Annotated in this window: 22 protein-coding genes; 16 read left to right on the plus strand and 6 right to left on the minus strand. The window is 66.7% G+C overall.

Features of this window, described 5'->3' with window-relative positions; translation table 11 throughout:
- The first annotated feature begins 170 nt into the window (after positions 1-170).
- Positions 171-1,544: an ATP-dependent protease ATPase subunit HslU gene (gene hslU, locus ACVOMM_RS16035; protein ID WP_053520175.1), complete on the plus strand. Its 1,374-nt coding sequence runs from the start codon at positions 171-173 to the stop codon at positions 1,542-1,544.
- Positions 1,545-1,600: 56 nt separating this feature from the next.
- Here the strand turns inward: hslU and ACVOMM_RS16040 are convergent, their stop codons facing one another.
- The gene (locus ACVOMM_RS16040; RefSeq protein WP_065175175.1) at positions 1,601-2,260 is read right to left on the minus strand and encodes a TetR family transcriptional regulator; all 660 of its coding nucleotides are present in this window, start codon (positions 2,258-2,260) and stop codon (positions 1,601-1,603) included.
- A gap of 221 nt (positions 2,261-2,481) precedes the next feature.
- On the opposite strand from ACVOMM_RS16040, the gene smeD reads away from it, so the two are divergent.
- From smeD to smeF, 3 genes are all read left to right on the plus strand, one after another.
- On the plus strand, positions 2,482-3,663 hold the full coding sequence (gene smeD / locus ACVOMM_RS16045) for a multidrug efflux RND transporter periplasmic adaptor subunit SmeD (protein WP_065175174.1): 1,182 nt from the start codon (positions 2,482-2,484) through the stop codon (positions 3,661-3,663).
- A gap of 12 nt (positions 3,664-3,675) precedes the next feature.
- Entirely contained in the window at positions 3,676-6,798 is a 3,123-nt protein-coding gene (gene smeE / locus ACVOMM_RS16050) for a multidrug efflux RND transporter permease subunit SmeE (protein ID WP_053520172.1), read from the plus strand.
- A 97-nt stretch (positions 6,799-6,895) separates the two neighbouring features.
- Positions 6,896-8,281 (plus strand): multidrug efflux RND transporter outer membrane subunit SmeF, encoded by a 1,386-nt coding sequence (gene smeF / locus ACVOMM_RS16055; RefSeq protein ID WP_164150669.1) that lies wholly within the window; start codon positions 6,896-6,898, stop codon positions 8,279-8,281.
- A gap of 178 nt (positions 8,282-8,459) precedes the next feature.
- Here the strand turns inward: smeF and ACVOMM_RS16060 are convergent, their stop codons facing one another.
- The 4 genes from ACVOMM_RS16060 to ACVOMM_RS16075 form a co-directional block, all read right to left on the minus strand.
- A complete protein-coding gene (locus ACVOMM_RS16060; protein ID WP_053520445.1) occupies positions 8,460-8,882 on the minus strand; it encodes a low affinity iron permease family protein in 423 nt (140 codons plus the stop codon).
- 69 nt (positions 8,883-8,951) lie between these two features.
- Entirely contained in the window at positions 8,952-9,278 is a 327-nt protein-coding gene (locus tag ACVOMM_RS16065) for a hypothetical protein (RefSeq protein WP_065175172.1), read from the minus strand.
- Between the two features lie 74 nt (positions 9,279-9,352).
- On the minus strand, positions 9,353-9,613 hold the full coding sequence (locus ACVOMM_RS16070) for a hypothetical protein (RefSeq protein WP_180876838.1): 261 nt from the start codon (positions 9,611-9,613) through the stop codon (positions 9,353-9,355).
- A 197-nt stretch (positions 9,614-9,810) separates the two neighbouring features.
- Positions 9,811-10,263: a nucleoside deaminase gene (locus tag ACVOMM_RS16075; RefSeq protein WP_197571616.1), complete on the minus strand. Its 453-nt coding sequence runs from the start codon at positions 10,261-10,263 to the stop codon at positions 9,811-9,813.
- An 80-nt stretch (positions 10,264-10,343) separates the two neighbouring features.
- Between ACVOMM_RS16075 and ubiE the strand changes: the two genes are divergently transcribed.
- The 4 genes from ubiE to ACVOMM_RS16095 all read left to right on the plus strand — a co-directional run bounded on the left by ubiE (position 10,344) and on the right by ACVOMM_RS16095 (position 14,725).
- Positions 10,344-11,105 carry a bifunctional demethylmenaquinone methyltransferase/2-methoxy-6-polyprenyl-1,4-benzoquinol methylase UbiE gene (ubiE, locus tag ACVOMM_RS16080; RefSeq protein WP_053520441.1) on the plus strand — a complete coding sequence of 254 codons (762 nt, stop codon included), beginning with the start codon at positions 10,344-10,346 and terminating at the stop codon, positions 11,103-11,105.
- Positions 11,106-11,352: 247 nt separating this feature from the next.
- On the plus strand, positions 11,353-13,281 hold the full coding sequence (locus ACVOMM_RS16085; protein ID WP_111186200.1) for a M1 family metallopeptidase: 1,929 nt from the start codon (positions 11,353-11,355) through the stop codon (positions 13,279-13,281).
- Positions 13,282-13,373: 92 nt separating this feature from the next.
- The gene (locus tag ACVOMM_RS16090) at positions 13,374-14,105 is read left to right on the plus strand and encodes a hypothetical protein (protein ID WP_065175168.1); all 732 of its coding nucleotides are present in this window, start codon (positions 13,374-13,376) and stop codon (positions 14,103-14,105) included.
- The gene (locus ACVOMM_RS16095) at positions 14,105-14,725 is read left to right on the plus strand and encodes an HAD family hydrolase (protein WP_180876852.1); all 621 of its coding nucleotides are present in this window, start codon (positions 14,105-14,107) and stop codon (positions 14,723-14,725) included. The genes ACVOMM_RS16090 and ACVOMM_RS16095 overlap by 1 nt, the downstream gene beginning before the upstream one ends.
- A gap of 188 nt (positions 14,726-14,913) precedes the next feature.
- Here ACVOMM_RS16095 and ACVOMM_RS16100 read toward each other — a convergent pair whose 3' ends face one another.
- Positions 14,914-15,852 carry a carbohydrate kinase family protein gene (locus ACVOMM_RS16100; protein WP_053519641.1) on the minus strand — a complete coding sequence of 313 codons (939 nt, stop codon included), beginning with the start codon at positions 15,850-15,852 and terminating at the stop codon, positions 14,914-14,916.
- Between the two features lie 283 nt (positions 15,853-16,135).
- Here ACVOMM_RS16100 and ACVOMM_RS16105 point away from each other — a divergent pair, with 283 nt between their 5' ends.
- The 8 genes from ACVOMM_RS16105 to ACVOMM_RS16140 all read left to right on the plus strand — a co-directional run bounded on the left by ACVOMM_RS16105 (position 16,136) and on the right by ACVOMM_RS16140 (position 24,978).
- The gene (locus ACVOMM_RS16105; protein WP_005411077.1) at positions 16,136-17,182 is read left to right on the plus strand and encodes a rod shape-determining protein; all 1,047 of its coding nucleotides are present in this window, start codon (positions 16,136-16,138) and stop codon (positions 17,180-17,182) included.
- Positions 17,183-17,303: 121 nt separating this feature from the next.
- Entirely contained in the window at positions 17,304-18,371 is a 1,068-nt protein-coding gene (mreC, locus tag ACVOMM_RS16110; protein WP_180876840.1) for a rod shape-determining protein MreC, read from the plus strand.
- Positions 18,368-18,853, plus strand: coding sequence for a rod shape-determining protein MreD (gene mreD, locus ACVOMM_RS16115; RefSeq protein WP_053519639.1), 486 nt, complete (start codon positions 18,368-18,370; stop codon positions 18,851-18,853). Before mreC ends, mreD begins: the two co-directional genes overlap by 4 nt.
- A 3-nt stretch (positions 18,854-18,856) precedes the next feature.
- Entirely contained in the window at positions 18,857-20,935 is a 2,079-nt protein-coding gene (mrdA, locus tag ACVOMM_RS16120; RefSeq protein WP_481526494.1) for a penicillin-binding protein 2, read from the plus strand.
- The gene (rodA, locus tag ACVOMM_RS16125) at positions 20,932-22,044 is read left to right on the plus strand and encodes a rod shape-determining protein RodA (protein WP_481526495.1); all 1,113 of its coding nucleotides are present in this window, start codon (positions 20,932-20,934) and stop codon (positions 22,042-22,044) included. Before mrdA ends, rodA begins: the two co-directional genes overlap by 4 nt.
- Positions 22,045-22,149: 105 nt before the next feature.
- Positions 22,150-22,338 (plus strand): hypothetical protein, encoded by a 189-nt coding sequence (locus ACVOMM_RS16130; protein WP_154582383.1) that lies wholly within the window; start codon positions 22,150-22,152, stop codon positions 22,336-22,338.
- A 235-nt stretch (positions 22,339-22,573) separates the two neighbouring features.
- The gene (mltB, locus tag ACVOMM_RS16135; protein ID WP_481526496.1) at positions 22,574-23,719 is read left to right on the plus strand and encodes a lytic murein transglycosylase B; all 1,146 of its coding nucleotides are present in this window, start codon (positions 22,574-22,576) and stop codon (positions 23,717-23,719) included.
- The gene (locus ACVOMM_RS16140; RefSeq protein WP_481526497.1) at positions 23,716-24,978 is read left to right on the plus strand and encodes a septal ring lytic transglycosylase RlpA family protein; all 1,263 of its coding nucleotides are present in this window, start codon (positions 23,716-23,718) and stop codon (positions 24,976-24,978) included. Before mltB ends, ACVOMM_RS16140 begins: the two co-directional genes overlap by 4 nt.
- The last annotated feature ends 74 nt before the right edge of the window (positions 24,979-25,052 follow it).

Genomic DNA, 25,052 nt, shown 5'->3' on the forward strand with positions numbered 1-25,052 from the left:
GGGTGGGCTGGGCGTGGGCGCGGTGCCAGACCACGCCCCTGGCCGCCCCTTTTGGCCCACCACCCCCGCGGCATGGGTAACCTCAAAACCCCCCCGCCGGCCCGGCCCCGCCGCTACCGGCCGGGCCGTCTGGTTCCGGTGTCATCGACAACGCATTCGTGAGCCCATCCATGTCGAAGATCGAAGTTTCCTCCGCCACCATGACGCCGCGCGAGATCGTGCAGGAGCTGGATCGGCACATCGTTGGCCAGCATGACGCCAAGCGCGCCGTGGCCATCGCCCTGCGCAACCGCTGGCGCCGCATGCAGCTGCCGGCCGAGCTGCGCAACGAGGTCATGCCGAAGAACATCCTGATGATCGGCCCGACCGGCGTCGGCAAGACCGAGATCGCGCGTCGCCTGGCCACGCTGGCCAATGCGCCGTTCGTGAAGGTCGAAGCGACCCGTTTCACCGAGGTCGGCTACGTCGGCAAGGACGTCGAACAGATCATCCGCGATCTGGCCGATACCGCGGTCAAGCTGTACCGCGAGCAGGCCAAGGTGCGCGTGCGCACCCAGGCCGAAGAACGTGCCGAAGACCGCATTCTCGATGCGCTGCTGCCACGCCGCAGCGGCGGCATCGGTTTCGACCCGGAAGTGGCGCGCAACGAGCCGTCGGCACAGGACAACGAAACCCGCATCAAGTTCCGCAAGATGCTGCGCAATGGTGAGCTGGACGAGCGCGAGATTGAACTGGATCTGGCCGCCAACGTCAGCATGGACATCATGACGCCGCCGGGCATGGAGGAGATGGGCCAGCAGCTGAAGTCCATGTTCGCCAATCTCGGCGGTGGTGCCAAGGCGCACAAGCGCACCTTGACCATCAAGGCGGCACGCCCGCTGCTGCTGGAGGAAGAAGCCGGCAAGCTGGTCAACGAGGACGATATCCGCACTGCGGCGATCGAAGCCTGCGAGCAGCATGGCATCGTCTTCATCGACGAGATCGACAAGGTTGCCAAGCGCGGTGACAACGTGGGTGGTGGCGACGTCTCGCGTGAAGGCGTGCAGCGCGATCTGCTGCCGCTGGTGGAAGGCTCGAACGTGTCGACCAAGTACGGCACGATCAAGACCGACCATATCCTGTTCATCGCTTCCGGTGCCTTCCATCTGGCCAAGCCGAGCGATCTGATTCCGGAGCTGCAGGGTCGTTTCCCGATCCGCGTGGAACTGGGCGCGCTGAGCAAGGGTGATTTCGTGCGCATCCTGACCGAGCCGAAGGCGGCGCTGACCAAGCAGTACGAAGCGCTGCTGGCCACCGAAGGCGTCAAGGTCAGCTTCACTGCCGACGCCATCGACCGCCTGGCCGAGATCGCCTTCCAGGTGAACGAGCGCCAGGAGAACATCGGTGCCCGCCGCCTGCATACGGTACTGGAGCGCCTGCTGGATTCGCTCAGCTACGAAGCGCCTGACCGCGATGGCGAGACCCTGGCCATCGACAGCGCTTACGTCGATGCGCATCTGGGTGAACTGGTGCAGGATCCGGACCTGAGCCGCTACATCCTGTAACGCAGAAGGCCGCCGAAAGGCGGCCTTCTTGTTTGAGGGATCCGACCCCTGTGCGCTCAGGCCTCCGGCAACGGCGCAGGTACGGTGCCCGGCTCGAACACGCCTTCCTTCACGTAGGCGGCCAGGGTCATGTCCAGCGCGAGCATGCCGTCGCGCTGGAGATCCATCAGATCCGGCTCGACCATCGCGCCATGCAGCACCCCCAGCACGGTCGCGTGCAGCATGCGCGCGGCGATCTTCGGGTCGGCGCCTTCGCGCAGCTGGCCCAGCGCCTGCGCGCGTCGCAGCGCACGCTCCATCCGGTCCAGCGCGTCGCGGAAACCGGCCTGCTGGAGTTCGGTCAGCACCTTGGTGTCGGCCGAAGCATCGCTGCGCAGCATGATCTCCATGGTCTTGCGCAGGCGCTCGTCTTCGGACAGCTCGATGAAGGAATGGATCATCACCGCGCGCAGATCATGCACCGGCGTATCGCGCTGCTCGGTGGAGGTGCGCTCCAGTTCCTGCATGAAAGGCAGGTGCACCCGTTCGATGATCGCGGCCAGCACCTCGCCCTTGTTCTTGAAGTGCCAGTACACGGCGCCGCGGGTATAGCCGGCGCGGGCACCGATCATCTCCAGCGTGGTACGGGCCACGCCATGTTCATGGAAGCAGGCTTCGGCGGCGTCAAGGATGCCTTCCCGGGTTGCCTGGGTGTCCTCTTTGGTCTTGCGGGCCATGGGTACGAGTACGGGTGAAACGTGGCTGAATTGTACCTGTTTACAAACAAACAAGCATGTATGTATATTTCACCTCCATCGTTCCCGTCGTGTGCGTGGCTGTCCTGTTCCGGCACCCATGCCTGCCCGGGTGGGCGTTGTACGTGAGGCCTCAACCCGTTCCCGGGAGGTGTCCGCCGTATCAGTGCCTGCTGAGATTCTTCCTTCCAAGAGCCTTCCCCATGTTGCTGAGCCGAATCCGACCCTTTGCGCTGTCGCTGGCCATCGCCACGACCGTGGCCGCCTGTGGCGGCGAACCCCAGGCCCCCGAACAGGGGCCCGGCCAGGTCAGCGTGGTCACGCTGAAGTCCGAGACCGTGGGCCTGACCCGCGAGTTGCCGGGCCGGACCAATGCCTTCCTGGTGGCCGAAGTCCGTCCGCAGGTCAGCGGCATCGTGGCCAAGCGCCTGTTTACCGAGGGCGGCATGGTCAAGGCCGGCGAGCCGTTGTACCAGCTGGATGACGCCAGCTACCGCGCCCAGGCCAACAGTGCCCGCGCACAGCTGGCCCGCGCCGAAGCCACGGCCAACGCCGCGCGCCTGAGTGCCAAGCGCATCACCGAGCTGGCCAAGGTCGATGCGGTCAGCCAGCAGGATCTGGAAAACGCCGTAGCCGCGCAGAAGCAGGCCGAGGCCGATGTCGGCGCCGCCCGGGCTTCGCTGGATTCGGCCAACGTCACGCTGGGCTACGCCCGCATCACCGCGCCCATCAGCGGCCGCATCGGCAAGTCCAGCGTCACCCAGGGTGCGCTGGTGAACGCCGGCCAGGCCGACGCCCTGGCCACAGTGCAGCAGCTGGATCCGATCTATGTCGACCTCACCCAGTCCTCGGCCGAGCTGCTGCAGCTGCGCCGCGAGCTGGCCGCCGGCCGCCTGCAGGACAACCAGCAGACGCCGGTCAGCATCCTGCTGGAAGACGGCAGCGCTTTCGAGCACAAGGGCACGCTGGAGTTCTCCGAAGTCAGCGTCGATCCAGCCACCGGCAGCTTCGGCCTGCGGGTCAAGGTGGAAAACCCCGATGGCCTGCTGATGCCGGGCATGTACGTGCGCGCAGTGATCGGTGGCGGCGTGCGCAGCGACGCGGTGCTGGTGCCGATGCAGGGCATCGCCCGCGATGCCAAGGGTGACACCACGGCGATGGTGGTCGGCAAGGACAGCAAGGTCGAAGTCCGCCCGGTCAAGGTCAGCCGCACCATCGGCGACAAGTGGCTGGTAGAGGATGGCCTGAAGCCCGGCGACAAGGTCATCGTCGAAGGCCTGCAGAAGATCGGCCCCGGCATGCCGGTCAACGCCACCGAAAAGGGCGCCGCACCGGCCAAGCCGGCCGCTGCCCCGCCTGCGGCTCCGGCCGGCGACGCGAAGTAAGCGGAGAATTCCATGGCACGCTTTTTCATCGATCGACCCATCTTCGCGTGGGTCATCGCCATCATCATCATGCTCGCCGGCGGCCTGGCCCTGTTCAAGCTGCCGGTCTCGATGTATCCCAACGTCGCTCCGCCGGCGGTGGAAATCAGCGCCACCTACCCGGGTGCCTCGGCCAAAGTGGTCGAAGACTCGGTGACGCAGATCATCGAGCAGAACATGAAGGGCCTTGATGGCCTGATCTACTTCTCCTCCAACAGCTCGGCCAACGGCCAGGCGACCATCACCCTGACCTTCGAGAGCGGTACCAATCCGGACATCGCGCAGGTGCAGGTGCAGAACAAGCTGCAGCTGGCCATGCCGCTGCTGCCGCAGGAAGTGCAGCGGCAGGGCATCAACGTGGCCAAGTCCAGCTCGGGCTTCCTGAACGTGATCGCCTTCGTCTCCGAAGACGGCAGCATGGATGCCAACGACATCGCCGATTACGTCGGCTCCAATGTCGTCGATCGCCTGAGCCGGGTCCCGGGCGTGGGCAACATCCAGGTCTTCGGCGGCAAGTACGCCATGCGCATCTGGCTGGACCCGAACAAGCTGCATACCTATGGCCTGTCGGTGCCGGAAGTGACCGCAGCGATCCAGGCACAGAACGCACAGGTGGCGATCGGCCAGCTGGGCGGCGCGCCCTCGGTCAAGGGCCAGCAGCTCAACGCCACGATCAATGCGCAGTCGCGCCTGCAGACGCCGGAGCAGTTCCGCAACATCGTCGTGCGCGGTGCGCAGGACGGTGCCGAACTGCGCCTGGGTGATGTCGCCCGCGTCGAGCTGGGCGCGGAATCCTACGACTTCGTCACCCGCTACAACGGCCAGCCGGCCAGCGGCCTGGCCGTCACCCTGGCCACCGGCGCCAATGCGCTCGACACCGCCGCCGGCGTGGATGCTGCGCTGGACGACCTGAAGAACTTCTTCCCGGCCGGCCTGAAGGCCGAGATTCCGTACGACACCACGCCGTTCGTACGCGTGTCGATCAAGGGCGTCGTGCAGACCCTGATCGAAGCGATCGTGCTGGTGTTCGTGGTGATGTATCTGTTCCTGCAGAACTTCCGCGCCACCCTGATCCCGACCATCGCCGTGCCGGTGGTGCTGCTGGGCACGTTCGGCGTACTGGCGATGCTCGGCTTCTCGGTGAACATGCTGACCATGTTCGCGATGGTGCTGGCGATCGGCCTGCTGGTGGACGACGCCATCGTGGTGGTGGAGAACGTCGAGCGCATCATGTCCGAGGAGGGCCTGTCGCCGCTGGAGGCCACCCGCAAGTCGATGGGCCAGATCACCGGTGCACTGGTTGGCATCGGCCTGGTGCTGTCGGCTGTCTTCGTGCCGATGGCCTTCATGAGTGGCTCCACCGGCGTGATCTACCGGCAGTTCTCGGCCACGATCGTTTCGGCGATGGCGCTGTCGGTGCTGGTCGCGATCGTACTGACCCCGGCGCTGTGCGCCACCCTGCTCAAGCCGCTGAAGAAGGGCGAGCATCATGTCGCCCACCGCGGCCTGGCCGGTCGCTTCTTCAACGGCTTCAACCGGGGTTTCGACCGCACCAGCGAAAGCTACCAGCGTGGTGTACGCGGCATCCTGAATCGTCCGTGGCGTTTCATGGGCATCGTCGCCGCGCTGTTCGTACTGATGGCGGTTCTGTTCGTGCGCCTGCCCAGCTCGTTCCTGCCCAATGAAGACCAGGGCGTGCTGATGGCGCTGGTGCAGGCCCCGGTCGGCGCCACCCAGGAACGTACCCTGGAATCGATCGCGGCACTGGAGAACCACTTCCTGGAGAACGAGAAGGCGGCGGTCGAGTCGGTGTTCTCGGTGCAGGGCTTCAGCTTCGCCGGCATGGGCCAGAACGCGGGCATGGCCTTCGTCAAGCTGAAGGACTGGAGCGAGCGTGACGCCGACAACGGCGTGATGCCGATCACCGGCCGCGCCATGGCTGCGCTGGGTGGGATCAAGGACGCCTTCATCTTCGCCTTCCCGCCGCCGGCGATCCCGGAGCTGGGCACTGCTTCGGGCTACACCTTCTTCCTGAAGGACAACAGCGGCCAAGGCCACGATGCACTGGTGGCCGCGCGTGACCAGCTGCTCGGCCTGGCGGCCGGCAGCAAGAAGCTGGCCAACGTCCGCCCGAACGGACAGGAAGACACGCCGCAGTTCCGCATCGACATCGACGTGGCCAAGGCAACGTCGCTGGGGCTGTCGATCGCCCAGGTCAATACCACCCTGGCCACCGCATGGGGCAGCGCCTACATCGATGATTTCGTCGATCGTGGCCGCGTCAAGCGCGTGTTCGTGCAGGCCGACCAGCCGTTCCGCATGGTACCGGAGGACTTCGATCTCTGGTCGGTGAAGAACGACAAGGGCGAGATGGTTCCGTTCAGCGCCTTCGCCAGCAAGCACTGGGACTACGGCTCGCCGCGCCTGGAGCGCTACAACGGCGTGTCGGCAATGGAAATCCAGGGCGAACCGGCCCCGGGAGTCGCCTCCGGTGACGCCATGGCCGAGATCGAGCAGCTGGCCAAGCAGCTGCCGGCGGGCTTCGGCATCGAGTGGACCGCGATGTCCTACCAGGAACGCCAGGCCGGCTCGCAGACCCCGCTGCTGTACACGCTGTCGCTGATGATCGTGTTCCTGTGCCTGGCCGCGATGTACGAAAGCTGGAGTGTTCCGACGGCCGTGCTGCTGGCCGCCCCGCTGGGTATCCTCGGCGCGGTGCTGGCCAACACCTTCAAGGGCCTGGAGCGCGACATCTACTTCCAGGTGGCAATGCTGACCACGGTGGGCCTGACCAGCAAGAACGCGATCCTGATCGTCGAGTTCGCCAAGGAAAACCTGGAGAAGGGGGCCGGCCTGATCGAATCGATCATGCATGCCGTGCGCGATCGCCTGCGTCCCATCGTGATGACCTCGCTTGCATTCGGCATGGGCGTGGTGCCGCTGGCGATCTCCACCGGTGCCGGTTCCGGCGCCAAGCAGGCCATCGGCATCGGCGTGCTGGGCGGCATGATCGTCGGCACCGCGCTGGGCGTGTTCTTCGTGCCGCTGTTCTTCGTGGTGGTGCAGCGCGTGTTCAAACGCAGGACCGCCGAGTGATGGAATCCGGCAGCGCCGGGCCATGCCCGGCGGATGCCTTACCACGTAGCTGCCGGGAACGGCCCGGCGCTACCACCGTGACCCCCAAGGTGTCGCCATGAAATTCTCTTCTCTTGCTGTATCCCTGGCCGCCGTGCTCACGGTCGCCGGCTGCTCCACCCTCGCGCCGAAGGACACGGCCGTTGCCCCGGCGATTCCTGCGCAGTGGCCGGCAGAGGCCACGCAGGGCCAGGTTGCCGATGTGGCCACGCTGGGCTGGCGTGACTTCTTCACCGATCCACGCCTGCAGCAGGTGATCGGCCAGGCGCTGGACAACAACCGCGACCTGCGTGTGGCCGTGCTCAATGTCGAGCGCGCACGCGGCCAGTACCGGGTGCAGCGCGCCGACCGGGTGCCGGGTGTGGCCATCACCGGGCAGATGGAGCGAACAGGCACGGATGCGGGAGTCACCGAGCAGTTCACTGCCGGCGTCGGTGTGGCCGAATTCGAGCTGGACCTGTTCGGCCGCGTGCGCAACCTCAGCGAAGCAGCCCTGCAGCAGTACTTTGCCATCGCCGCCAACCGCCGTAATGCACAGCTGAGCCTGGTGGCCGAGACGGCAACGGCGTGGCTGACCTACGGCGCCGACAGCCAGCAGCTGAAGATCGCCGAAGCGACGCTGAAGACCTATGAGGATTCGCTGCGCCTGGCAGAAGCACGCCATGAACGTGGCGGCAGTTCAGCACTGGAACTGACCCAGACCCGCACCCTGGTCGAAACCGCGCGCACCGATGCCGCACGCCTGCGCGGCCAGCTCGCGCAGGACCGCAATGCCCTGGCGCTGCTGGCCGGTGGCCAGGTCGACCCGGCTCTGCTGCCGGATGGCATCGAGCCGCAATTGCTGGCACTGGCGCCACCACCGGCCGGCCTGCCCAGCGACGTGCTGCTGCTGCGCCCGGACATCATGGCGGCCGAACACCAGTTGCTGGCCGCCAACGCCAACATCGGCGCTGCCCGCGCAGCGTTCTTCCCGAGCATTTCGCTGACAGGCAGCATCGGCAGCGGATCGAATGAACTGTCGAACCTCTTCGACAGCGGCACGCGCGTGTGGAGCTTCCTGCCGAAGATCACCCTGCCGATCTTCCAGGGCGGCCGTTTGCGTGCCAATCTCGACATCGCCAATGCAGATCGTGACATTGCACTGGCGCAGTACGAGAAGGCGATCCAGAACGGCTTCCGCGAAGCGGCGGATGCGCTGGCGATGAACGTAAGCCTGGATGAGCAGGTCAGCGCCCAGCAGCGTCTGGTCGACGCGGCCGAGCAGGCCAACCGGCTGTCGCAGGCACGCTATGACGCCGGCCTGGACAGCTTCGTCAGCCTGCTCGACGCGCGTCGTACGGCCTACAGCGCGCAGCAGACGCGGCTGCAGGCGCAGCTGGCCCAGCAGGCCAACCGCATCACCCTGTACAAGGTGCTGGGCGGCGGCTGGCACGAACGCAGCTGACGGGTCGCGCCGGGCATGGCACGGCGCGGATTCCGGTAGCGCCGGGTCATACCCGGCGGCGCTTCGATCAGACATTCGCAAAGTCTGACGCAGGCCACACCTGTCGGTGAGATCCCGGTAGCGCCGGGTCATACCCGGCGGCGCTTCGATCAGGCGTTCGCAGGTCGTCGCGTCAGGGCTACACCGCTTCGTCATCACGGCGCACCGTGTGGCAGGCCCGCACACGGGCCAGCGCGTCGCCGGCTTCGCGTGCCATCCGCTCATACTCGGCGCGGATCTCTTCCAGCCGCTGTTCGTCCAGTTCTTCCAGATCCAGCAGCTCGTTGTTGGCTTCCGCGGTGGCCCGGATCAGTTCGTCCAGCTTGATCTGCATCGCCGCCGTATCGGCGTTCTGCGTGTGCTGGATCAGGAAGACCATCAGGAAGGTGATGATGGTGGTGCCGGTGTTGATGACCAGCTGCCAGGTGTCGTTGAAACCGAACACCGGACCGGAGATGCCCCACACCACCACGATGGCTACTGCACCCAGAAAGGTCCACGGAGAGCCGGTGGCGGCCGCGGCCTTCTTGGCGATGGTATTGAACAGGTTTCTTGCTTTCATCGTCGTCGTCCCGCTGGGGTGACGTGATGATCGGCGCGTGGCCGTGCAGCCCGCGTGCAGCAGGCCTGCTCAGGCGCGCAGCCGCGGTGCGTCCTGCAGGCGCACGCGGCTGGCCTGGTAGACGTGCTGCCAGCAGCGGTCGACGAACTCGCGGGCCTGTGCTTCGCTCAGCCGCGGCATGATCTGCAGCGCATACTGGGTCTGGAACATCTCGTCACGCTGCTCGTTGCTGGCGCGCGGCTGGGTGATCAGCGAATCGCAGGCGAACTTGATCCAGGGTACGTAGGAACCGAACGAATTATGAGGCAGCGCACCGTCGGCATGCTGGCGGCGCCAGTGCTCGAGTTCCGCATCGACGTCGATGACCGGGGGAATGGCAGGGACTTCAGTGTGCATGTCGATCCAATCGGTTGAGGTGGACGTGGAGTGGGGGGAATCGCAGTGTTGCCTGATCACCGGTGGAAGCGGTGTCATCGCAATGTGGAAACAGCGTTGCGATTGCCGATCAGTTGGGCGTGCTCGACCACGCCGAGGTCTTCAGCGATGTCCGCCATCGCGTTGCACAGGCGGACGTGGTCGCGTGGATGGTCGCGCACCAGTTCCAGCTGCATGCTCTGATAAGCGGTCCAGAACAGGGCACCGCGCCGATGCAACCGATATTGGCCCCGCAGGCGGGCGCGGATTCCGTCAAGGATCAGATTGGGCGTGGGGCTTGCAGCGTGCGCGCACATGGCTGGCTCCGCCGGGGTAGGGGGCCCCGGTAACCCCACCGTAGGCGTGCCGGAGCGGTGGGGTGTTACCGCGGCGTGTGCATGCGTGCCGACGGAGTGCGCAGCGCGTCACATCGAACGCCGCAGACGCTGACTGCACAAGGGCCTGCCGCGGATGAAGCATTCATTAAACGCGGGCTGGGGTCAGTCCACGGCACTCATTCGCCGATGTCTTCGTTCCAGATCTCGGGATATTGCGCAATGAAGCTCCCGAGCAGGTCGACGCATTCCTGGCTGTCGAGGTCGATCACATTGACGCCGTTTTCGCGCAGCCAGTCGATGCCGCCCTGGAACGTGCGGGACTCGCCGACCACCACGGTGCCGATGTTGAACTGGCGCACCAGTCCCGAGCAGTACCAGCACGGGGCCAGGGTGGTCACCATGATCGTGTCGCGGTAGCGACGCTGGCGCCCGGCCTTGCGGAAGGCGTCGGTCTCGCCGTGCACGGAGGGATCGCCTTCCTGCACCCGGCGGTTGTGGCCGCAGCCGAGCAGGCGACCGTCGTTGTGGTACAGCGCCGCGCCGATCGGCACGCCGCCCTCGGCCAGGCCCTGGCGGGCTTCGGCGATGGCGGTCTGCAGCAGGGCCTGGTAATCAGGTGTGGTGATCATGCGGGGCTCCGGAAGGTCATGGGCTGCCATGATAAGGCGCCGTTCCCCCGCAGCGGCCCTGGCGGTGCGATAATCGGGGCATGAGCGAATCCCCCTACAAATCCGGTACCACCCATTTCGGGTTCCGCGACGTCGCCGCCAAGGACAAGCAGAAGCTGGTCGGGCAGGTGTTCACCTCGGTCGCGCGCAACTACGACCTGATGAACGACCTGATGAGCCTGGGCGTGCACCGGGCGTGGAAGCGTTACTACGTGGCGACCGCGCAGGTGAAGCCCGGTGACCGCGTGCTTGACCTCGCGGGGGGCACTGGCGACATTGCCGCCCTGCTGAAGGAGCGCGTCGGCGCCGAAGGTTCGGTGGTTCTGGGCGACATCAATGCCGGCATGCTGTCGGTGGGCCGTGATCGCCTCACCAACCGCGGCCTGGTGCTGGGCCTGGACTACGTCCAGTGCAATGCCGAGGCCCTGCCGTTCCCGGACAACAGCTTCGACCTGGTCACCATCGCCTTCGGCCTGCGCAACGTGACCGACAAGGATGCCGGCCTGCGCGAGATGTACCGCGTGCTCAAGGTCGGTGGCCAGGCGCGTGTGCTGGAGTTCTCCGAGGTCACCGCCGACTGGTTCAAGCCGATCTACGACTTCCACTCGTTCAAGATCCTGCCGAAGCTGGGCAAGTTGTTCGCCAATGATTCGGACAGCTACCAGTACCTGGCCGAGAGCATCCGCAAGCATCCGCCGCAGGACGAGCTGAAGGCCATGATGGGCGAGGCCGGTTTCGAGCGCTGCCACTACAAGAACCTGACCGGCGGCATCGTGTCGATCCACTCCGGCTACAAGCTGTAAGCCTTGCCCTTGGTGGGTGCCAACCTTGGTTGGCACTCGGCCGCTGCGGTCATCCGCTCTGGTAGGTGCCGACCTTGGTCGGCACGGGCCTGCCACATGCGTTGATGGATCCGTGCCAACCAAGGTTGGCACCTACCCAGGGCGCCGCCGCAGGATCGGCCTTGGCCGCCTTACCCCGCACCGCGCAACGCCTGCGGGGCCGGAGGGAGGTACCATTGGGGTTTGCTCCCCGTAACGGTCCCGATTCATGCGCAATCCGCTGATGCTCCTTCCGTTGGCCGTGGCCCTGGCCGCCGGCTGCTCCCAGGAGGCGGCCGCGCCCGCCGCCGCCCCGACTGCCGAAAAGGCCCCCGCCGCTCCCGTGAACGCCGAGAACCGCAGCCACGACGAAAGCTCGTACGCCGAGCCGGACAAGGTCGTCATCAAGGACATCGCGCTGGACCTGAAGCTGGACTTCGACCAGAAGCAGATCGGCGGTACCGCGACCTACACCCTGGAATGGAAGCAGAAGGACGCCACGCAGCTGGTGCTCGACACCCGCGAGCTGACCGTGTCCAAGGTCGAAGCCGTTGCCGCTGACGGCGCGCGCAGCCCGCTGAAGTTCGAGCTGGCGGCGGCCGACAAGGTGTTCGGCAGCAAGCTGACCATCGAGGCCCCGCAGCAGCCGGCCAAGGTCGAGGTGACCTACCACACCGCGCCGACCGCCTCGGGCCTGCAGTGGCTGGCGCCGTCGATGACCGAAGGCAAGAAGCTGCCCTTCATGTTCAGCCAGTCGCAGGCCATCCATGCCCGTTCCTGGGTGCCGCTGCAGGACACCCCGAGCGTGCGCTTCACCTACAGCGCGCACGTGGTCTCGCGCCCGGACGTCATGGTGCTGATGAGCGCCGACAACGACCCCAAGGCCGCGCGTGATGGTGACTACACCTTCAAGATGCCGCAGCCGATCCCGTCCTACCTGCTGGCGATCGCCGCCGGCGACCTGGTGTTCGAGCCGATCTCCGGCCGCTCCGGCGTCTGGGCCGAACCGACCATGGTCGGCAAGGCGGCCAAGGAATTCGAGGACACCGAGAAGATGATCGGTGCCGCCGAGAAGCTGTACGGCGAGTACCGCTGGGGCCGTTACGACATGCTGGTGCTGCCGCCGTCGTTCCCGTTCGGCGGCATGGAGAACCCGCGCCTGACCTTCGCCACCCCGACCGTGATCGTCGGCGACAAATCGCTGGTTTCACTGGTCGCCCACGAACTGGCGCACAGCTGGTCGGGCAACCTGGTGACCAACGCCAGCTGGAAGGACATCTGGCTCAACGAGGGCTTCACCACCTACGTCCAGGGCCGCATCACCGAAGCGCTGTACGGCAAGGAGATGGCCGAAATGGAGCGGCAGATCGACCAGACCGATCTGCTGGCGGAAGTGAAGGACATGAGCCCCGCCGACCAGGCGCTGGCGCTGCCGCCGCTGAACGAGCGTGACCCCGATGAAGCCCTGAGCCAGGTGGCCTACGTCAAGGGTTCCTGGTTCCTGGAGTTCCTGGAACAGCGTTTCGGCCGCGAGACCTTCGATCCGTTCCTGCGCGGCTGGTTCGATGACCACGCCTTCCAGAGCGCGAATACCGACCAGTTCGTCGAGTACCTGAAGAAGAACCTGCTGCCGAAGAACCCGTCGGCAGTGACGGAAGCCGAACTGAAGGCATGGCTGGACGAGCCGGGCATCCCGGCGTTCGCGGCCAAGGCGCAGTCGCGCAACTTCAGCAGCGTCGATACCGCGCGCATCGCCTTCACCAGCGCCGGCACCGTGCCCAGCAGCCAGGTCATCGCTGACTGGAGCACCCAGGAGTGGGTGCGCTTCATCGACGGCCTGGGCACGACCCAGCCGCTGGACACGCTGGCCACGCTGGACAAGGCCTTCCACTTCACGGGCACGCCGAATGGCGAGATCGCCATGCGCTGGTATCCGCTGGCCATCCGCAGCGGCTACGAGCCGGCCAATGAGGCCGCGGCGGCATTCATCGAGCGTGTCGGCCGTCGCAAGCTGATCCTGCCGATCTACGCCGAACTGGTGAAGACGCCGAAGGGGCTGGAGCTGGCCAAGCAGGCCTTCGAGAAGGCCAAGCCGGGCTACCATCCGATCACCACTGCCTCGGTCCAGGACATGCTGGCCAAGGCCGAAGCCAAGTAAGAACAAGCGCCGGGCACTGCCCGGCGCTTTTTTTGTAGAGTCGAGCCATGCGCGACTTTGCAAGCATGCGAAAAACACGAAGGACCTCTGCCATGAAACGACTGATCCTGCTCACCGCCTGCACCCTGGCCCTGGCCGCCTGCAGCAATCCCGAAGAAGAGCGCAAGGCGCAGGAAGCCGCCGCGGCCGCCGTTCAGGCGCAGAAGGAAGCCAAGGCCGAGGACGTGGCCAAGCAGTACGACATGGCCGTCGCCGCGCAGGACTGGGAGCGCGCGCGACTGCATGGCGCCGCGCTGCTGGATGAGTACAAGGACACGGCCGCCGCCGAGCGCATCGCCGCAGGCTTCGACGAGGTCAAGGCCAAGGGCGATGCCGCGCGCGACCTGCGCCGCATGCAGGCGCTGTGGCAGTACAACCAGATCCCGGTCGGCAACAAGGGCAACCAGATTTCGGCGCAGATCTACAGCAAGGAACGGGTGGACGTGGATGGCAGCGGCGCAAAGCCGGTGCAGCTGGTGTTCCGCGATCACCCGGAGTGGAAGCGGCACGCCTACCTGGTGCTGCAGGCGGGCGATTTCCGCTGCCCGCAGTGTACGGTGAAGGTGACCGTGGACGACGGCAAGCCGGTGTCGATGGCCGCCTGGCGGCCGCAGACCGATGAGGCGATTGCGCTGTTCATCACCGATCAGAAGGCGCTGTGGAAGCTGGCGCGCAAGGGCAGGTCGATCAGCATCGAGTTCCCGGTCAAGGCCGGCGGCACCCGCACGGCGGTGTTCGAGACCGGGGGCGTGGACGCAAGCCGCATGCCGTCGTGGTGGCAGTGATGCCGGGCGCGGCCACGGCCGCGCAGGCGCTGCCCGCGATCCGCCACTGGGTGTTCGACATGGACGGAACGCTGACCGTCGCCGTGCATGATTTTGCCGCGATCCGCCGCGCATTGGAGATCGCCGCCGAGGAAGACATCCTCGACCATATCGCGGCGCTGCCTGACGCATCGGCGCAGGCCAAGCGTGAGTGGTTGCTGGACCATGAGCGCGCGCTGGCCGAGGACGCGCTGCCCGCGCCGGGCGCGGTGACGCTGCTGCGCGCGCTGGCGGCCGCCGGGTGCCGGCTGGGCATCCTGACCCGTAACGACCATGCGCTGGCGAAGCTGACGCTGGAGGCGATCGGGGTCGGGGCGTTGTTCGACGATGCCGACATCGTCGGCCGTGATGAAGCGGTGCCCAAGCCCTCGCCGGATGGCCTGCAGCAGCACCTGCGGCGCTGGGGCGTTGCCGCCGCGCAGGCGGTGATGGTGGGTGACCACGCCTATGATCTGGACTGCGGCCGTGCCGCCGGCACCCACACCGTGCTGGTCAACCTGCCTGACAACCCGTGGCCGGGCCGCGCGGATTGGCACTTCGCCGATTGCCGCGCCCTGTTGGCAGCGTGGCAGGGCGCATGACCGTGTAGAGCCGAGCCCACGCTCGGCTGCTCTGCGGTCAGATCGCGCTGGCGCGCGCAAGCCGAGCATGGGCTCGGCTCTACAGACAGCAGGCAACGTGTCGGTCGGAAGTTCCGGTGGTGCCGGCCGCTGGCCGGCAGTGTCGACCCAGGTCGACACCCACCGAGCAGATGCGCGGGCAGTTCGGTTTACGCGCCCAGCGCGTAACCGAACTGCTGCTTGAACTGCTCGTTGAACTCATCGAAGGTGAAGCGCTGGTTCTGGGTGCCCGGGTGCTCGACCTTCAGTGCGCCCATCAGGTTGCCCATGCGGCCGATGGTCAGCCAGTCGTAGCCCTTCTGGATGCCGTAGATCAGGCCCGCGCGGAAGGCATCGCCGCAGCCGGTCGGATCGACCACACGGCGCTCGTGCGCCGGCGGGATGTCGTAGCTCTTGTCCGGCGTGTGGATGACCGCGCCCTTCGGGCCACGGGTGGTGATGTAGGCCTGCACGCGGCTGACGATTTCTTTCTCGTCCCAGCCGGTGCGTTCCTGCAGCAGGTTCGACTCGTAGTCGTTGACCACCACGTAGTCGGCCTGCTCGATGAACTGGCGCAGCTCCGGGCCGTTGAACAGCGGCATGGCCTGGCCCGGGTCGAAGATGAACGGGATGCCGTCCTCGTGGAATTCCAGCGCGTTCTGGATCATGCCTTCGCGGCCGTCCGGGCCGACCAGGCCCAGGGTCACGCCCGGCACGCCACGCACGTGGTTCTCGTAGGAGCGCATCATCGCGCCCGGGTGGAAGGCGGTGATCTGGTTGTTGTCGTGGTCGGTGGTGATGAAGGCCTGCGGGGTGAACAGCTCATCGATCACGCGCACGCGCGACAGGTCGATGCCCAGGCCATCGAAGTACTCGCGGTACGGGCCGAAGTCCGAGCCGACCGTGCCCATCGGGATCGGGTGGCCGCCCAGCAGGTGCAGGTTGTAGGCGATGTTGCCGGCGCAGCCGCCGAACTCGCGGCGCATCCGCGGGACCAGGAACGACACGTTCAGGATGTGCACCTTGTCCGGCAGGATGTGATTCTTGAACTGGTCCGGAAACACCATGATGGTGTCGAAGGCAAGAGAACCACAGATCAGAGCGGACATCGATGTAAGCCTATGCGGTGAATTTTGGGGTGGGCCTGCCCGCTTCGACGGGCAAGCAAACGGCGCCCTTGGGCGCCCGACGGCGCAAAGGTTACCCGCTGGTGCCGCTCAGGGCCAGAAGCGGGTGATGCCGGATCAGGCCCAAAGCCTGTGAAGACGCGGGTTCAGCTGGATTTTTCCTTGCTCGGCGGCAGGCGGGTTGCTAGGCTTGTCGGCCTCGATTTCTGCCCATTTTTTCGCCATCCCGCGGCGGGCACGACACCCCTCAGGACTCCTTCCTCAGATGTTCAAGAAACTCCGTGGCATGTTCTCCAATGACCTGTCCATCGACCTGGGCACGGCCAACACCCTCATTTACGTGCGCGGGCAGGGGATCGTGCTGAATGAGCCTTCGGTCGTGGCCGTGCGCCAGGACCGTGCCATCGGTGGCACCCGCTCGGTGGCAGCCGTCGGTGCCGAGGCCAAGCAGATGCTGGGCCGTACCCCGGGCCACATCACCACCATCCGCCCGATGAAGGATGGCGTCATCGCCGACTTCACCTATACCGAGGCGATGCTCAAGCACTTCATCAAGAAGGTGCACAAGTCCCGCGTGCTGCGCCCGAGTCCGCGCGTGCTGGTCTGTGTGCCGGCCGGCTCGACCCAGGTCGAGCGTCGTGCGATCAAGGAATCGGCCGAGGAAGCCGGTGCCCGCGACGTGTACCTGATCGAAGAGCCGATGGCCGCTGCGATCGGCGCCGGCATGCCGGTCACCGAAGCCCGTGGCTCGATGGTCATCGATATCGGCGGTGGCACCACCGAAGTGGCGGTCATCTCCCTCAACGGCATCGTCTATTCGGCCTCCGTCCGCATCGGTGGCGACCGCTTCGATGAGTCGATCACCAACTACGTGCGCCGCAACCACGGCATGCTGATCGGTGAAGCCACGGCCGAGCGCATCAAGGTGGAGCTGGGCTGTGCCTACCCGCAGGCAGAGGTGCAGGAGCTGGAGATTTCCGGCCGCAACCTCGCCGAGGGCGTGCCGAAGATGATCAAGATCAGCTCCAACGAAGTGCTCGAAGCCCTGCACGAACCCCTGTCGGGCATCGTCAGCGCGGTCAAGCTGGCCCTGGAGCAGACGCCGCCGGAACTGTGCGCCGACGTCGCCGAGCGCGGCATCGTGCTGACCGGTGGTGGCGCCCTGCTGCGTGACCTGGATCGCCTGATCTCCGAGGAGACCGGCCTGCACGTGCAGGTGGCCGACGATCCGCTGACCTGCGTGGCCCGCGGCGGCGGTCGTGCGCTGGAGCTGGTCGACATGCACGGCAACGAGTTCTTTGCGCCGGAATAAGCTGTCCCGGCCGTTCCTGCCCGCAGCGCCCCTCCGGGGTGCGGCCCGTCGCGTTGGCGGGCCGGCACCGGCGGGGCGTCCGCGTGTTTCCCCTCCGCCTTCTGCCAGTTGAATCGTTGCCGTGCCGCCCTACGCCGGTCCTCCCGTTGCTTCCCGATCCGGTGATGCCGCCAGCCCGCTGCGGCTGCTGGCCTATCTCGCGCTGGCCATCACCCTGATCGTCCTCGACGACCAGGCCGGCTGGCTGGCGCGCCTGCGTGAACAGGCCAACACCCTGGTGCAGCCGGTCTGGGCCCTGGCAGGCCTGCCGGGCAAGCTGGGCAGCCAGGTCAAGGACAACGCGGCCAGCCACAGCCAGCTGGTCAGCGAGAACCGCGAGCTGCGCAACCAGCTGCTGCTGGCCAACGCCCGCCTGACCCGTCTGCAGACCGCTGCGCTGGACAATGCCCAGCTGCGCGAACTGTTGAACGTGGCCGAGCGCAGCGGACTGGACGTGCAGTTGGCGCCGATCCTCGATATCGACCTGGATCCGGTGAAACAGCGTCTGGTACTCGATGCAGGCAGCCGCGAGGGAGTGCATGTCGGCCAGGCGGTGATCGACGCCGGTGGGCTGATGGGCCAGGTGATCAGCGTTACCGGCGGCACCTCCACCGTGCTGCTGCTGACCGACCCCGACCATGCCGTGCCGGTGACCGTGGCCCGCAACGGTGTCCGCCTGATCGTCTACGGTCGCGGCGATACGCTGGAACTGCGCGACATCCCGCTCAGTGCCGGGGTGGAAGTGGGCGATGAGATCGTCACCTCCGGTCTCGGTGGCCGTTTCCCGGCCGGTTTCCCGGTCGGCACCATCACCGCGCTGCGCCCGGATGACACCCATGCCTTCCTGGTCGGTGAGCTGAAGCCGGCCGCACAGCTCGACCGCGGCCGCGATGTGCTGCTGCTGCGCCCGGGCGCAGCGATCCGCATCCCGCCGGAAGTACGCCTGCAGCTGGAGGACACCGCGCCGGGCGGGCCAGCCAATGCGGCTACCGTGCCGGTCCCGTCAATTCCGGCAGCAGCACCGTCAGCAGCACCGGCAGACACCCGCGCAGGGCAGCCGTCGGCGCCGGCCGTCACTCCGGCGTCTTCGACCGCCCCGGATCCGCAGCCGGCAGCCGGACCGGCCGCCGCCGCAGAGGTCCAGCGATGAGCCGCCTGCGCGACAATCCCTGGGTGCTGCCGGCCAGTCTGGTGGTGGCCCTGCTGCTGGGCCTGCTGCCGTTGCCGGCCCTGCTGCAGCCGCTGCGCCCGTACTGGCTGGCGCTGGTGCTGGCGTACTGGGTGATCGAAACGCCCGAGCGCGTTGGTCTCGGCATCGCATTCGCCAGTGGCGTTGTCGCCGACCTGCTGTATGGCGGGGTGCTGGGTGAACAAGCGCTGCGCCTGGTGATGCTGGCCTTCATCCTGCAGCGCTTCCGCGCCCGCATCCGCTTCTTCCCGATGTCCCAGCAGATGCTCGCCATTGGTGGCCTGCTGTTCAACGACCGCATCGTCAGCGCGCTGGTGCACATCGTGGTGGATGAGCCGACGCTGCCGTGGTCGTACTGGTGGGCGCCGCTGCTGGGCATGGGCCTGTGGCCGCTGGTATTCGTGCTGCTGGACGCGGTGCGTTTCGGCAAACGCGGGCGTTGAGCCATGATTCCGCGCCGCCAGGTCAAGAACCCGCACGCCGAAGCCGAGCAGTTCCGCCGTCGTGCGGCGCTGGGTTTCCTGGGGGTGCTGGTCTGCCTGCTCGGGCTGGGCGGCTGGTACTTCAAGCTGCAGGTGCTGGACCACGACATCTACGCCACCCGTTCGGAAGCCAACCGCATCAAGCCGCGGCCGGTGGTGCCGGGGCGCGGCATGATCTACGACCGCAACGGCCGCCTGCTGGCCGAGAACGTGCCGGCTTTCCGCCTGGACGTGACCCCGGACAAGGTCAAGGACATGGATGCCACGCTGGAAGGACTGGCAAAGATCATCGAGATCAGTCCGGAAGAGCTGGAGGCGTTCAACAAGTCGCGCAAGGCGCGCCGGAAGTTCCTGCCGGTCACGCTCAAGCTGCGCATGACCGACGATGAGATGGCACGCTTCGCCGTCGATCGCTGGCGCTTCCCGGGTGTCGAGCTGGAGCCCTACCTGACCCGTCGTTATCCGTACGGCGATCTGTTCGCGCATATCATCGGCTACGTCGGTCGTGTCGATGACAAGGATCTGGAGATCCTTGGCGAGGGCAATGCCGCGTTGACCCACATCGGCAAGTCGGGCCTGGAGCGTTATTACGAGCAGCAGCTGCGCGGCAAGGTCGGTTACGAGCAGGTGGAGACCAACGTGCAGGGCCGTGCGATCCGCACCATCGGCCGCGTTGCCGCGCAGTCCGGTGTCGACCTGCGCCTGTCGATCGACGCCGACCTGCAGCGGGCGATGGTTGCCGCCTTCGGCGACCAGGAAGGCTCGGCGGTCGCGATGGACCCGCGCACGGGCGAGGTCCTGGCGATGGTCAGCCTGCCGTCGTACGACCCGAACCTGTTCGTCAACGGCATCTCCCACGCCGATTTCAAAGCGTTGAACGACAATCCGTCGCGCCCGCAGTTCAACCGCCTCGTACTGGGCGGCGTGGCGCCCGGCTCGACGCTCAAGCCGCTGATCGCACTGGCCGGTCTGGACGCCGGTGTGCGCCGCCCGGAAGACAAGATCCTGTCCACCGGCATGTTCTACCTGCCCGGCACCAGCCGCGGCTGGGGCGATGCCAACCGTGGCGGCCATGGCTGGACCGACCTGCGCAAGTCGATCTCAAATTCGGTCAATACCTATTACTACCGGCTGGCGCTGGACCTGGGCATCGAGCGTTTCGACCATTACATGGACTATTACGGTTTCGGCCAGCCGACCGGCATCGACCTGACCGGCGAGATCGGCGGCATCCTGCCGTCACCGGCGTACAAGCGGAAGACCCGCAAGGAAGCGTGGTACCCCGGCGATACGGTCAACATCAGCATCGGCCAGGGCGACTGGAAGGTCACCCCGCTGCAGCTGGCGCGGGGCGTCAGCGGTCTGGCCAGCGGGCAGCTGCGCACGCCGCACCTGGTCATCCAGCAGCGCGAAGGGTTCGACGCAGAGTGGACCGGGGTGCCGGCACGCGACAGCAAGCCGGTCAGCCCCAATCCGAACAACGTGCAGGCCGTGCGCGAAGGCATGATGGCGACCATGCAGCCCGGCGGCAGCGGCTGGCGGGTGGCGGTCGGGGCGCCGTACGTGATGGCCGGCAAGACCGGCACCGCGCAGGTGGTCAGCCGCCGTGGCACGGCAGCGGTGAATCCCAAGAGCCTGCCGATGCACCTGCGCCACCGTGCGCTGTTCGTTGGCTTCGCGCCGGCTGATCAGCCGGTGATCGCATTGGCGATCGCGGTGGAAGGCGGCGGTTACGGCGGCTCGGCAGCTGCGCCGATCGCACGCAAGGTGTTCGATGCCTGGCTGCTGGGCAAGATGCCCGATGGCATCCAGCCGCTGGACAGCGAACGCGGCACCACCGCCATCGGTGCGACCGCTTTCGACAACGAGGACGTGGGCGCCCGCCAGGCGGGGGATGCTGCCGCCGCACAGGTCGGTGAGCATCCGGTGCTGATCGGCGCTGCGGTCCCGCAGCCCCAGCCGCAGCCGGGAACACCCGCTGCGCCGGCACCGGCACTGCCTGCCGCGCCGCGTCCACCGGCGGCCACGGAGGCGACGCGATGAAGGCCTTCCTGCGATGGGCCGGGGACATGCTGCGGCGCTTCTTCAGCACGCTGGACTGGGTGCTGTGCCTTGCCCTGGGCGCGCTGATGATGATCGGCCTGGCCACGCTGAAGAGTGCAGGCGGCGACAGCCTGGTAATGGCGCAGGGCGCCCGCTTCGCCGTGGGCATGGTCGCGCTGTGGGCCATCTCGCGGGTACCGATCCTGCGCATCCGTTCGGCGACGCCGATGATCTACGCGATCTCGATGATCCCGTTGCTGGCGGTGTTCGTGCTCGGTACCGGCAAATACGGCCGGCAGTGGCTGGACCTGAAGTTCTTCTACCTGCAGCCGGCTGAACTGCTGAAGGTGAGCCTGCCGATGATGGTGGCCTGGTACCTGCACCGGGTGCCCTTGCCACCACGCATCAATACGGTGCTGGTGTCGCTGGTCATCATCGGCGTGCCGACCGGTCTGGTGATGCTGCAGCCGGACTTCGGCACGGGCGTGCTGATCGCCGCCAGCGGCGTGTTCGTGCTGCTGCTGGCCGGGTTGCCATGGTGGTGGGTGGGGCTGGGCGTGGGCGGCGTGGCCGCGGTTGCGCCGCTGGCCTGGTTCTGGCTGCTGCGGCCCTACCAGAAGGACCGCATCATGATGTTCCTCGACCCGGAAATGGATGCGCTGGGCGCGGGCTGGAACATCATCCAGTCGAAGATCGCGATCGGTTCCGGCGGGTTCGACGGCAAGGGCTGGGGCGAAGGCTCGCAGTCGCACCTGAACTTCATTCCCGAGCAGACCACCGACTTTGCATTCTCGGTGTTGAGCGAGGAATTCGGCTGGATCGGCGTGGCCGTCGTGCTGGCGCTGTACCTGGTGGTGATCGGGCGCTGCCTGTGGATTGCCAGCCAGTCGCGCGACTCCTATTCGCGGCTGCTGGCCGGTGCCACCGGCCTGGCGTTCTTCGTCTACGTGCTGGTCAATGGCGGAATGATCTCGGGTCTGTTGCCGGTGGTGGGCGTGCCGATGCCGTTGATCAGCTATGGCGGTACGTCGGCCGTCTCGCTGCTGGCCGGTTTCGGGCTGGTGATGGCGGTGCGCAGCCACAATCCCGTGCACGGCGGCTACGGCTAGCACCTCCGGGAGCGCGCGGCCGACGCGGGTTGCTGCACCTCTGCGGTTTCGGGCAAGGCCGGGGCCGTCCAACGCTTGCGCAACGCCCTTCATGGAAGCGTTCCCATGACGACGCGCAACAGCAGGTCCGCTGACCAAAGCCCTAAAAAAACGTTATCTAGTTCACACTTTTACGCTGCGTTGATTTTGATCAATGGACTTGTCGCAATCGGCCTGCACAATGGCGGCCCGTTCGGCACGGCGCGCCGTCTATCGTTGCAGCGCGAGGGGGCGTCGGGCGGGAAGCAGTACTGATCCAACGGATACAGGGCGCGCGGGGTACTGCCACTGGGGAGCGGCAGCCGCGCGCGTATCGACCGGATCCGGTCGCCGGTTGCGTCTGCGGGGATGGGGACGCAACCGGCAACCTCTCAACTGAATACGATGGATCGCTCACATCGTTTTCACAATTTCGACTGCTTGCAAGCAAATCGTTGTGATTCATGGTGTTAGGGGTTTTAATTCATCCATGACCTGCTAACCTGCGACGATGATTCGACGCACTCTGGCCTGCATGCTTACCCTCGGCCTGGTCGCCTGCGCGACCCAGCCGACATCTCCACCGTCTTCACCGCAGGCCAGCAGTACGCCGCGCCATCCGGCCACCAAGCCCAAGGGACCGGCCGAGGCCGCGCCGGAAGCCACCGCCGCCACCGCGCCGCCGGTCGATCTCACGCCGGTTCCGTTCGAGACTGCGCGCGCCACCTTCATCGCCGATACCGCCAAGCGTTACGGACTCCAGCCCGACGAGATCCGTCGCGTGCTCGACCAGGCGCAGGTGCGCCAGCCGATCATCGCCGCGATGTCGCGCCCTGCCGAACGGGTCAAACTCTGGAACGAATACCGGCCGATGTTCATCAGCAAGGCGCGCATCGAGGGGGGCCGTGCCTTCCTCGCCGAACACCGCGCCGAGCTGGATCGCGTGCAGCAGCGCACCGGTGTTCCGGCCGAGGTGATCGTGGCGATCATCGGCGTGGAGACCAGCTATGGCAGGAATGCCGGCAACCACCGCGTGCTCGATGCGCTGTACACGCTGGCCTTCTACTACCCGCGCAGCGGCGATCCGGAGAAGCTGGAACGCGAGGTGCGCCGCGAGCTGTTCTTCCGTGATGAACTGGCCAAGCTGTTTGAACTGGGCCGCGAGGAGAAACTCGACATCACCACGCTCAAGGGCAGCTATGCCGGTGCGATGGGCATGGGCCAGTTCATGCCGTCCAGCTACCTGGACTATGCCGTGGATGGCAACGGCGACGGTCGCCGTGACCTGTTCAACAGCTACGACGACGTGTTTTCCTCCATTGCCAACTACTTCGTGAAGAAGGGAGGCTGGGTCCGGGGCGGGCAGGTGGCCGTGCCGGCGACACTCGCTCCGGGGCGCGAGGAATTCAATCCGACCGAGTGGGCACCGACCTGGTCGCTGGCCGATCTGGCCCAGCGTGGCTATCAGCCTGCCGCACCGGTACAGCCGGGTGCGACGGCCACTCCGGTTACGCTCGAGGGCAGCACCGGCAAGCAGTACTGGCTGGGCTTCCAGAACTACTACGCGATCACCCGCTACAACCTCTCGAAGATGTATGCGATGGCCGTGTTCCAGTTGTCGCAGGCCATCGCCGGACAGGAGCTGCCCCCGGCATGAACATCAGATGGCTGGTCCCTGGATTGATCGTCCTCGCGCTGGCCGCCTGCAGCAGCGCGCCGAAGAAGCCGGCCACCGCCGGCCATGGTGGAACGCCTTCCGGTACGGTGGTGCAGGGCAGGGGCACGCGCCCGGCGCATTGTCCGGAGGGATCGCCCTATGCGGCGGCCAAGGAAGACCCGAACACGCGGGGCAACTACACCGCCGGCGGCCTGTACCGGCCGGGCGTGAAAGACAGCACGCCGACCTACATTCCGAACGTGGCCTGCATTCCCGAGCCGGAAGTGACGGCTGAAACACGTTCGGCCATCGGCAACAAGTCGCCGTACGTGGTGCTGGGCAAGTCGTACAAGGTGCTCGACGATACCCGCGATTATGTCGAGCGCGGTACGGCGTCGTACTACGGCGCCAAGTTCCATGGCCGCCTGACCTCGAACCGCGAGGTCTACGACATGTACCAGTTCACCGCTGCGCACAAGACGCTGCCGCTGCCCAGCTTCGCCCGCGTGACCAACCTGGACAACGGCGAGTCGGTGATCGTGCGGGTCAATGACCGGGGCCCGTTCCACGATGGCCGCGTGGTCGATCTGAGCTATGCCGCTGCGGTACGCCTGGGCATCACCCAGCGCGGAACCGGCAATGTGGAGGTGCGCGCGCTGCAGCCGGGTGAGGACAATCTGCTGGCGCAGAAGCCGTCGCGCCGCGAGCGCCGGGCGGCCGAAGCCGCCGCCGCTGCCGGTGCGGCGACGACGATGGCGAGCACTGTCGCCACGCGCCCGACGGCCGACAGCGACATCGACCGCCTGGTCAAACGCCTGCCTGCCGATGCGGTGCCGACGCGGGGCCAGCCGGCCACCACGCAGGCGGTGGTCAGCACGCCGCCGGACGTGGCGGTCAGCAGCCTGCCGCCGAGTGCAGTGGGCGTCCGCACTGCGGCACCTGCCGCTGCGCCGGCGAGGGTCGCCGCCACGGCGCCGCGCGCTTCCGCGGCACCGGCCAGCAGCCCCACGCTGTCGCAGCAGGTGGTGGGTGCGGTGATGGTGCAGGTGGCCAGCTTCTCCAACCGTGACAATGCCAATCGTGCGATGGGCCAGCTCAATGCGGCCGGCATCGTCGGCGCGACCATCAGCGACATCGCCGCCGGTGGCCGCACGCTCTTCCGTCTGCGCGTACCCGCCAGCGACCATGCCAGTGCCGCGGAACTTGTCGGCCGCATCGCCGGTCTGGGCCTTGGATCGCCGCAGATCGTCAAGGATTGATCCCGCCCGGGTCGGTGCTGCCGGCCCGGGCCCCCCCGGCCTACAATGGCCATTCTGTTCCCCCTCCATTCCCG

This window comes from Stenotrophomonas sp. STEN009 (genome assembly GCF_056760395.1).

Excerpts from the sequence above, each read along its gene's own strand:
- ACVOMM_RS16105 (WP_005411077.1), top strand. The coding sequence starts at position 16,136 with ATGTTCAAGAAACTCCGTGGCATGTTCTCCAATGACCTGTCCATCGAC.
- ACVOMM_RS16040 (WP_065175175.1), bottom strand. The coding sequence starts at position 2,260 with ATGGCCCGCAAGACCAAAGAGGACACCCAGGCAACCCGGGAAGGCATC.
- hslU (WP_053520175.1), top strand. The coding sequence starts at position 171 with ATGTCGAAGATCGAAGTTTCCTCCGCCACCATGACGCCGCGCGAGATC.
- rodA (WP_481526495.1), top strand. The coding sequence starts at position 20,932 with ATGAAGGCCTTCCTGCGATGGGCCGGGGACATGCTGCGGCGCTTCTTC.
- smeD (WP_065175174.1), top strand. The coding sequence starts at position 2,482 with ATGTTGCTGAGCCGAATCCGACCCTTTGCGCTGTCGCTGGCCATCGCC.
- smeE (WP_053520172.1), top strand. The coding sequence starts at position 3,676 with ATGGCACGCTTTTTCATCGATCGACCCATCTTCGCGTGGGTCATCGCC.
- mrdA (WP_481526494.1), top strand. The coding sequence starts at position 18,857 with ATGATTCCGCGCCGCCAGGTCAAGAACCCGCACGCCGAAGCCGAGCAG.
- smeF (WP_164150669.1), top strand. The coding sequence starts at position 6,896 with ATGAAATTCTCTTCTCTTGCTGTATCCCTGGCCGCCGTGCTCACGGTC.
- ACVOMM_RS16090 (WP_065175168.1), top strand. The coding sequence starts at position 13,374 with ATGAAACGACTGATCCTGCTCACCGCCTGCACCCTGGCCCTGGCCGCC.
- ACVOMM_RS16100 (WP_053519641.1), bottom strand. The coding sequence starts at position 15,852 with ATGTCCGCTCTGATCTGTGGTTCTCTTGCCTTCGACACCATCATGGTG.
- mltB (WP_481526496.1), top strand. The coding sequence starts at position 22,574 with ATGATTCGACGCACTCTGGCCTGCATGCTTACCCTCGGCCTGGTCGCC.
- ACVOMM_RS16060 (WP_053520445.1), bottom strand. The coding sequence starts at position 8,882 with ATGAAAGCAAGAAACCTGTTCAATACCATCGCCAAGAAGGCCGCGGCC.
- ACVOMM_RS16095 (WP_180876852.1), top strand. The coding sequence starts at position 14,105 with ATGCCGGGCGCGGCCACGGCCGCGCAGGCGCTGCCCGCGATCCGCCAC.
- ACVOMM_RS16075 (WP_197571616.1), bottom strand. The coding sequence starts at position 10,263 with ATGATCACCACACCTGATTACCAGGCCCTGCTGCAGACCGCCATCGCC.
- ACVOMM_RS16130 (WP_154582383.1), top strand. The coding sequence starts at position 22,150 with ATGACGACGCGCAACAGCAGGTCCGCTGACCAAAGCCCTAAAAAAACG.
- ACVOMM_RS16085 (WP_111186200.1), top strand. The coding sequence starts at position 11,353 with ATGCGCAATCCGCTGATGCTCCTTCCGTTGGCCGTGGCCCTGGCCGCC.
- ACVOMM_RS16140 (WP_481526497.1), top strand. The coding sequence starts at position 23,716 with ATGAACATCAGATGGCTGGTCCCTGGATTGATCGTCCTCGCGCTGGCC.
- ACVOMM_RS16070 (WP_180876838.1), bottom strand. The coding sequence starts at position 9,613 with ATGTGCGCGCACGCTGCAAGCCCCACGCCCAATCTGATCCTTGACGGA.
- mreD (WP_053519639.1), top strand. The coding sequence starts at position 18,368 with ATGAGCCGCCTGCGCGACAATCCCTGGGTGCTGCCGGCCAGTCTGGTG.
- ACVOMM_RS16065 (WP_065175172.1), bottom strand. The coding sequence starts at position 9,278 with ATGCACACTGAAGTCCCTGCCATTCCCCCGGTCATCGACGTCGATGCG.
- ubiE (WP_053520441.1), top strand. The coding sequence starts at position 10,344 with ATGAGCGAATCCCCCTACAAATCCGGTACCACCCATTTCGGGTTCCGC.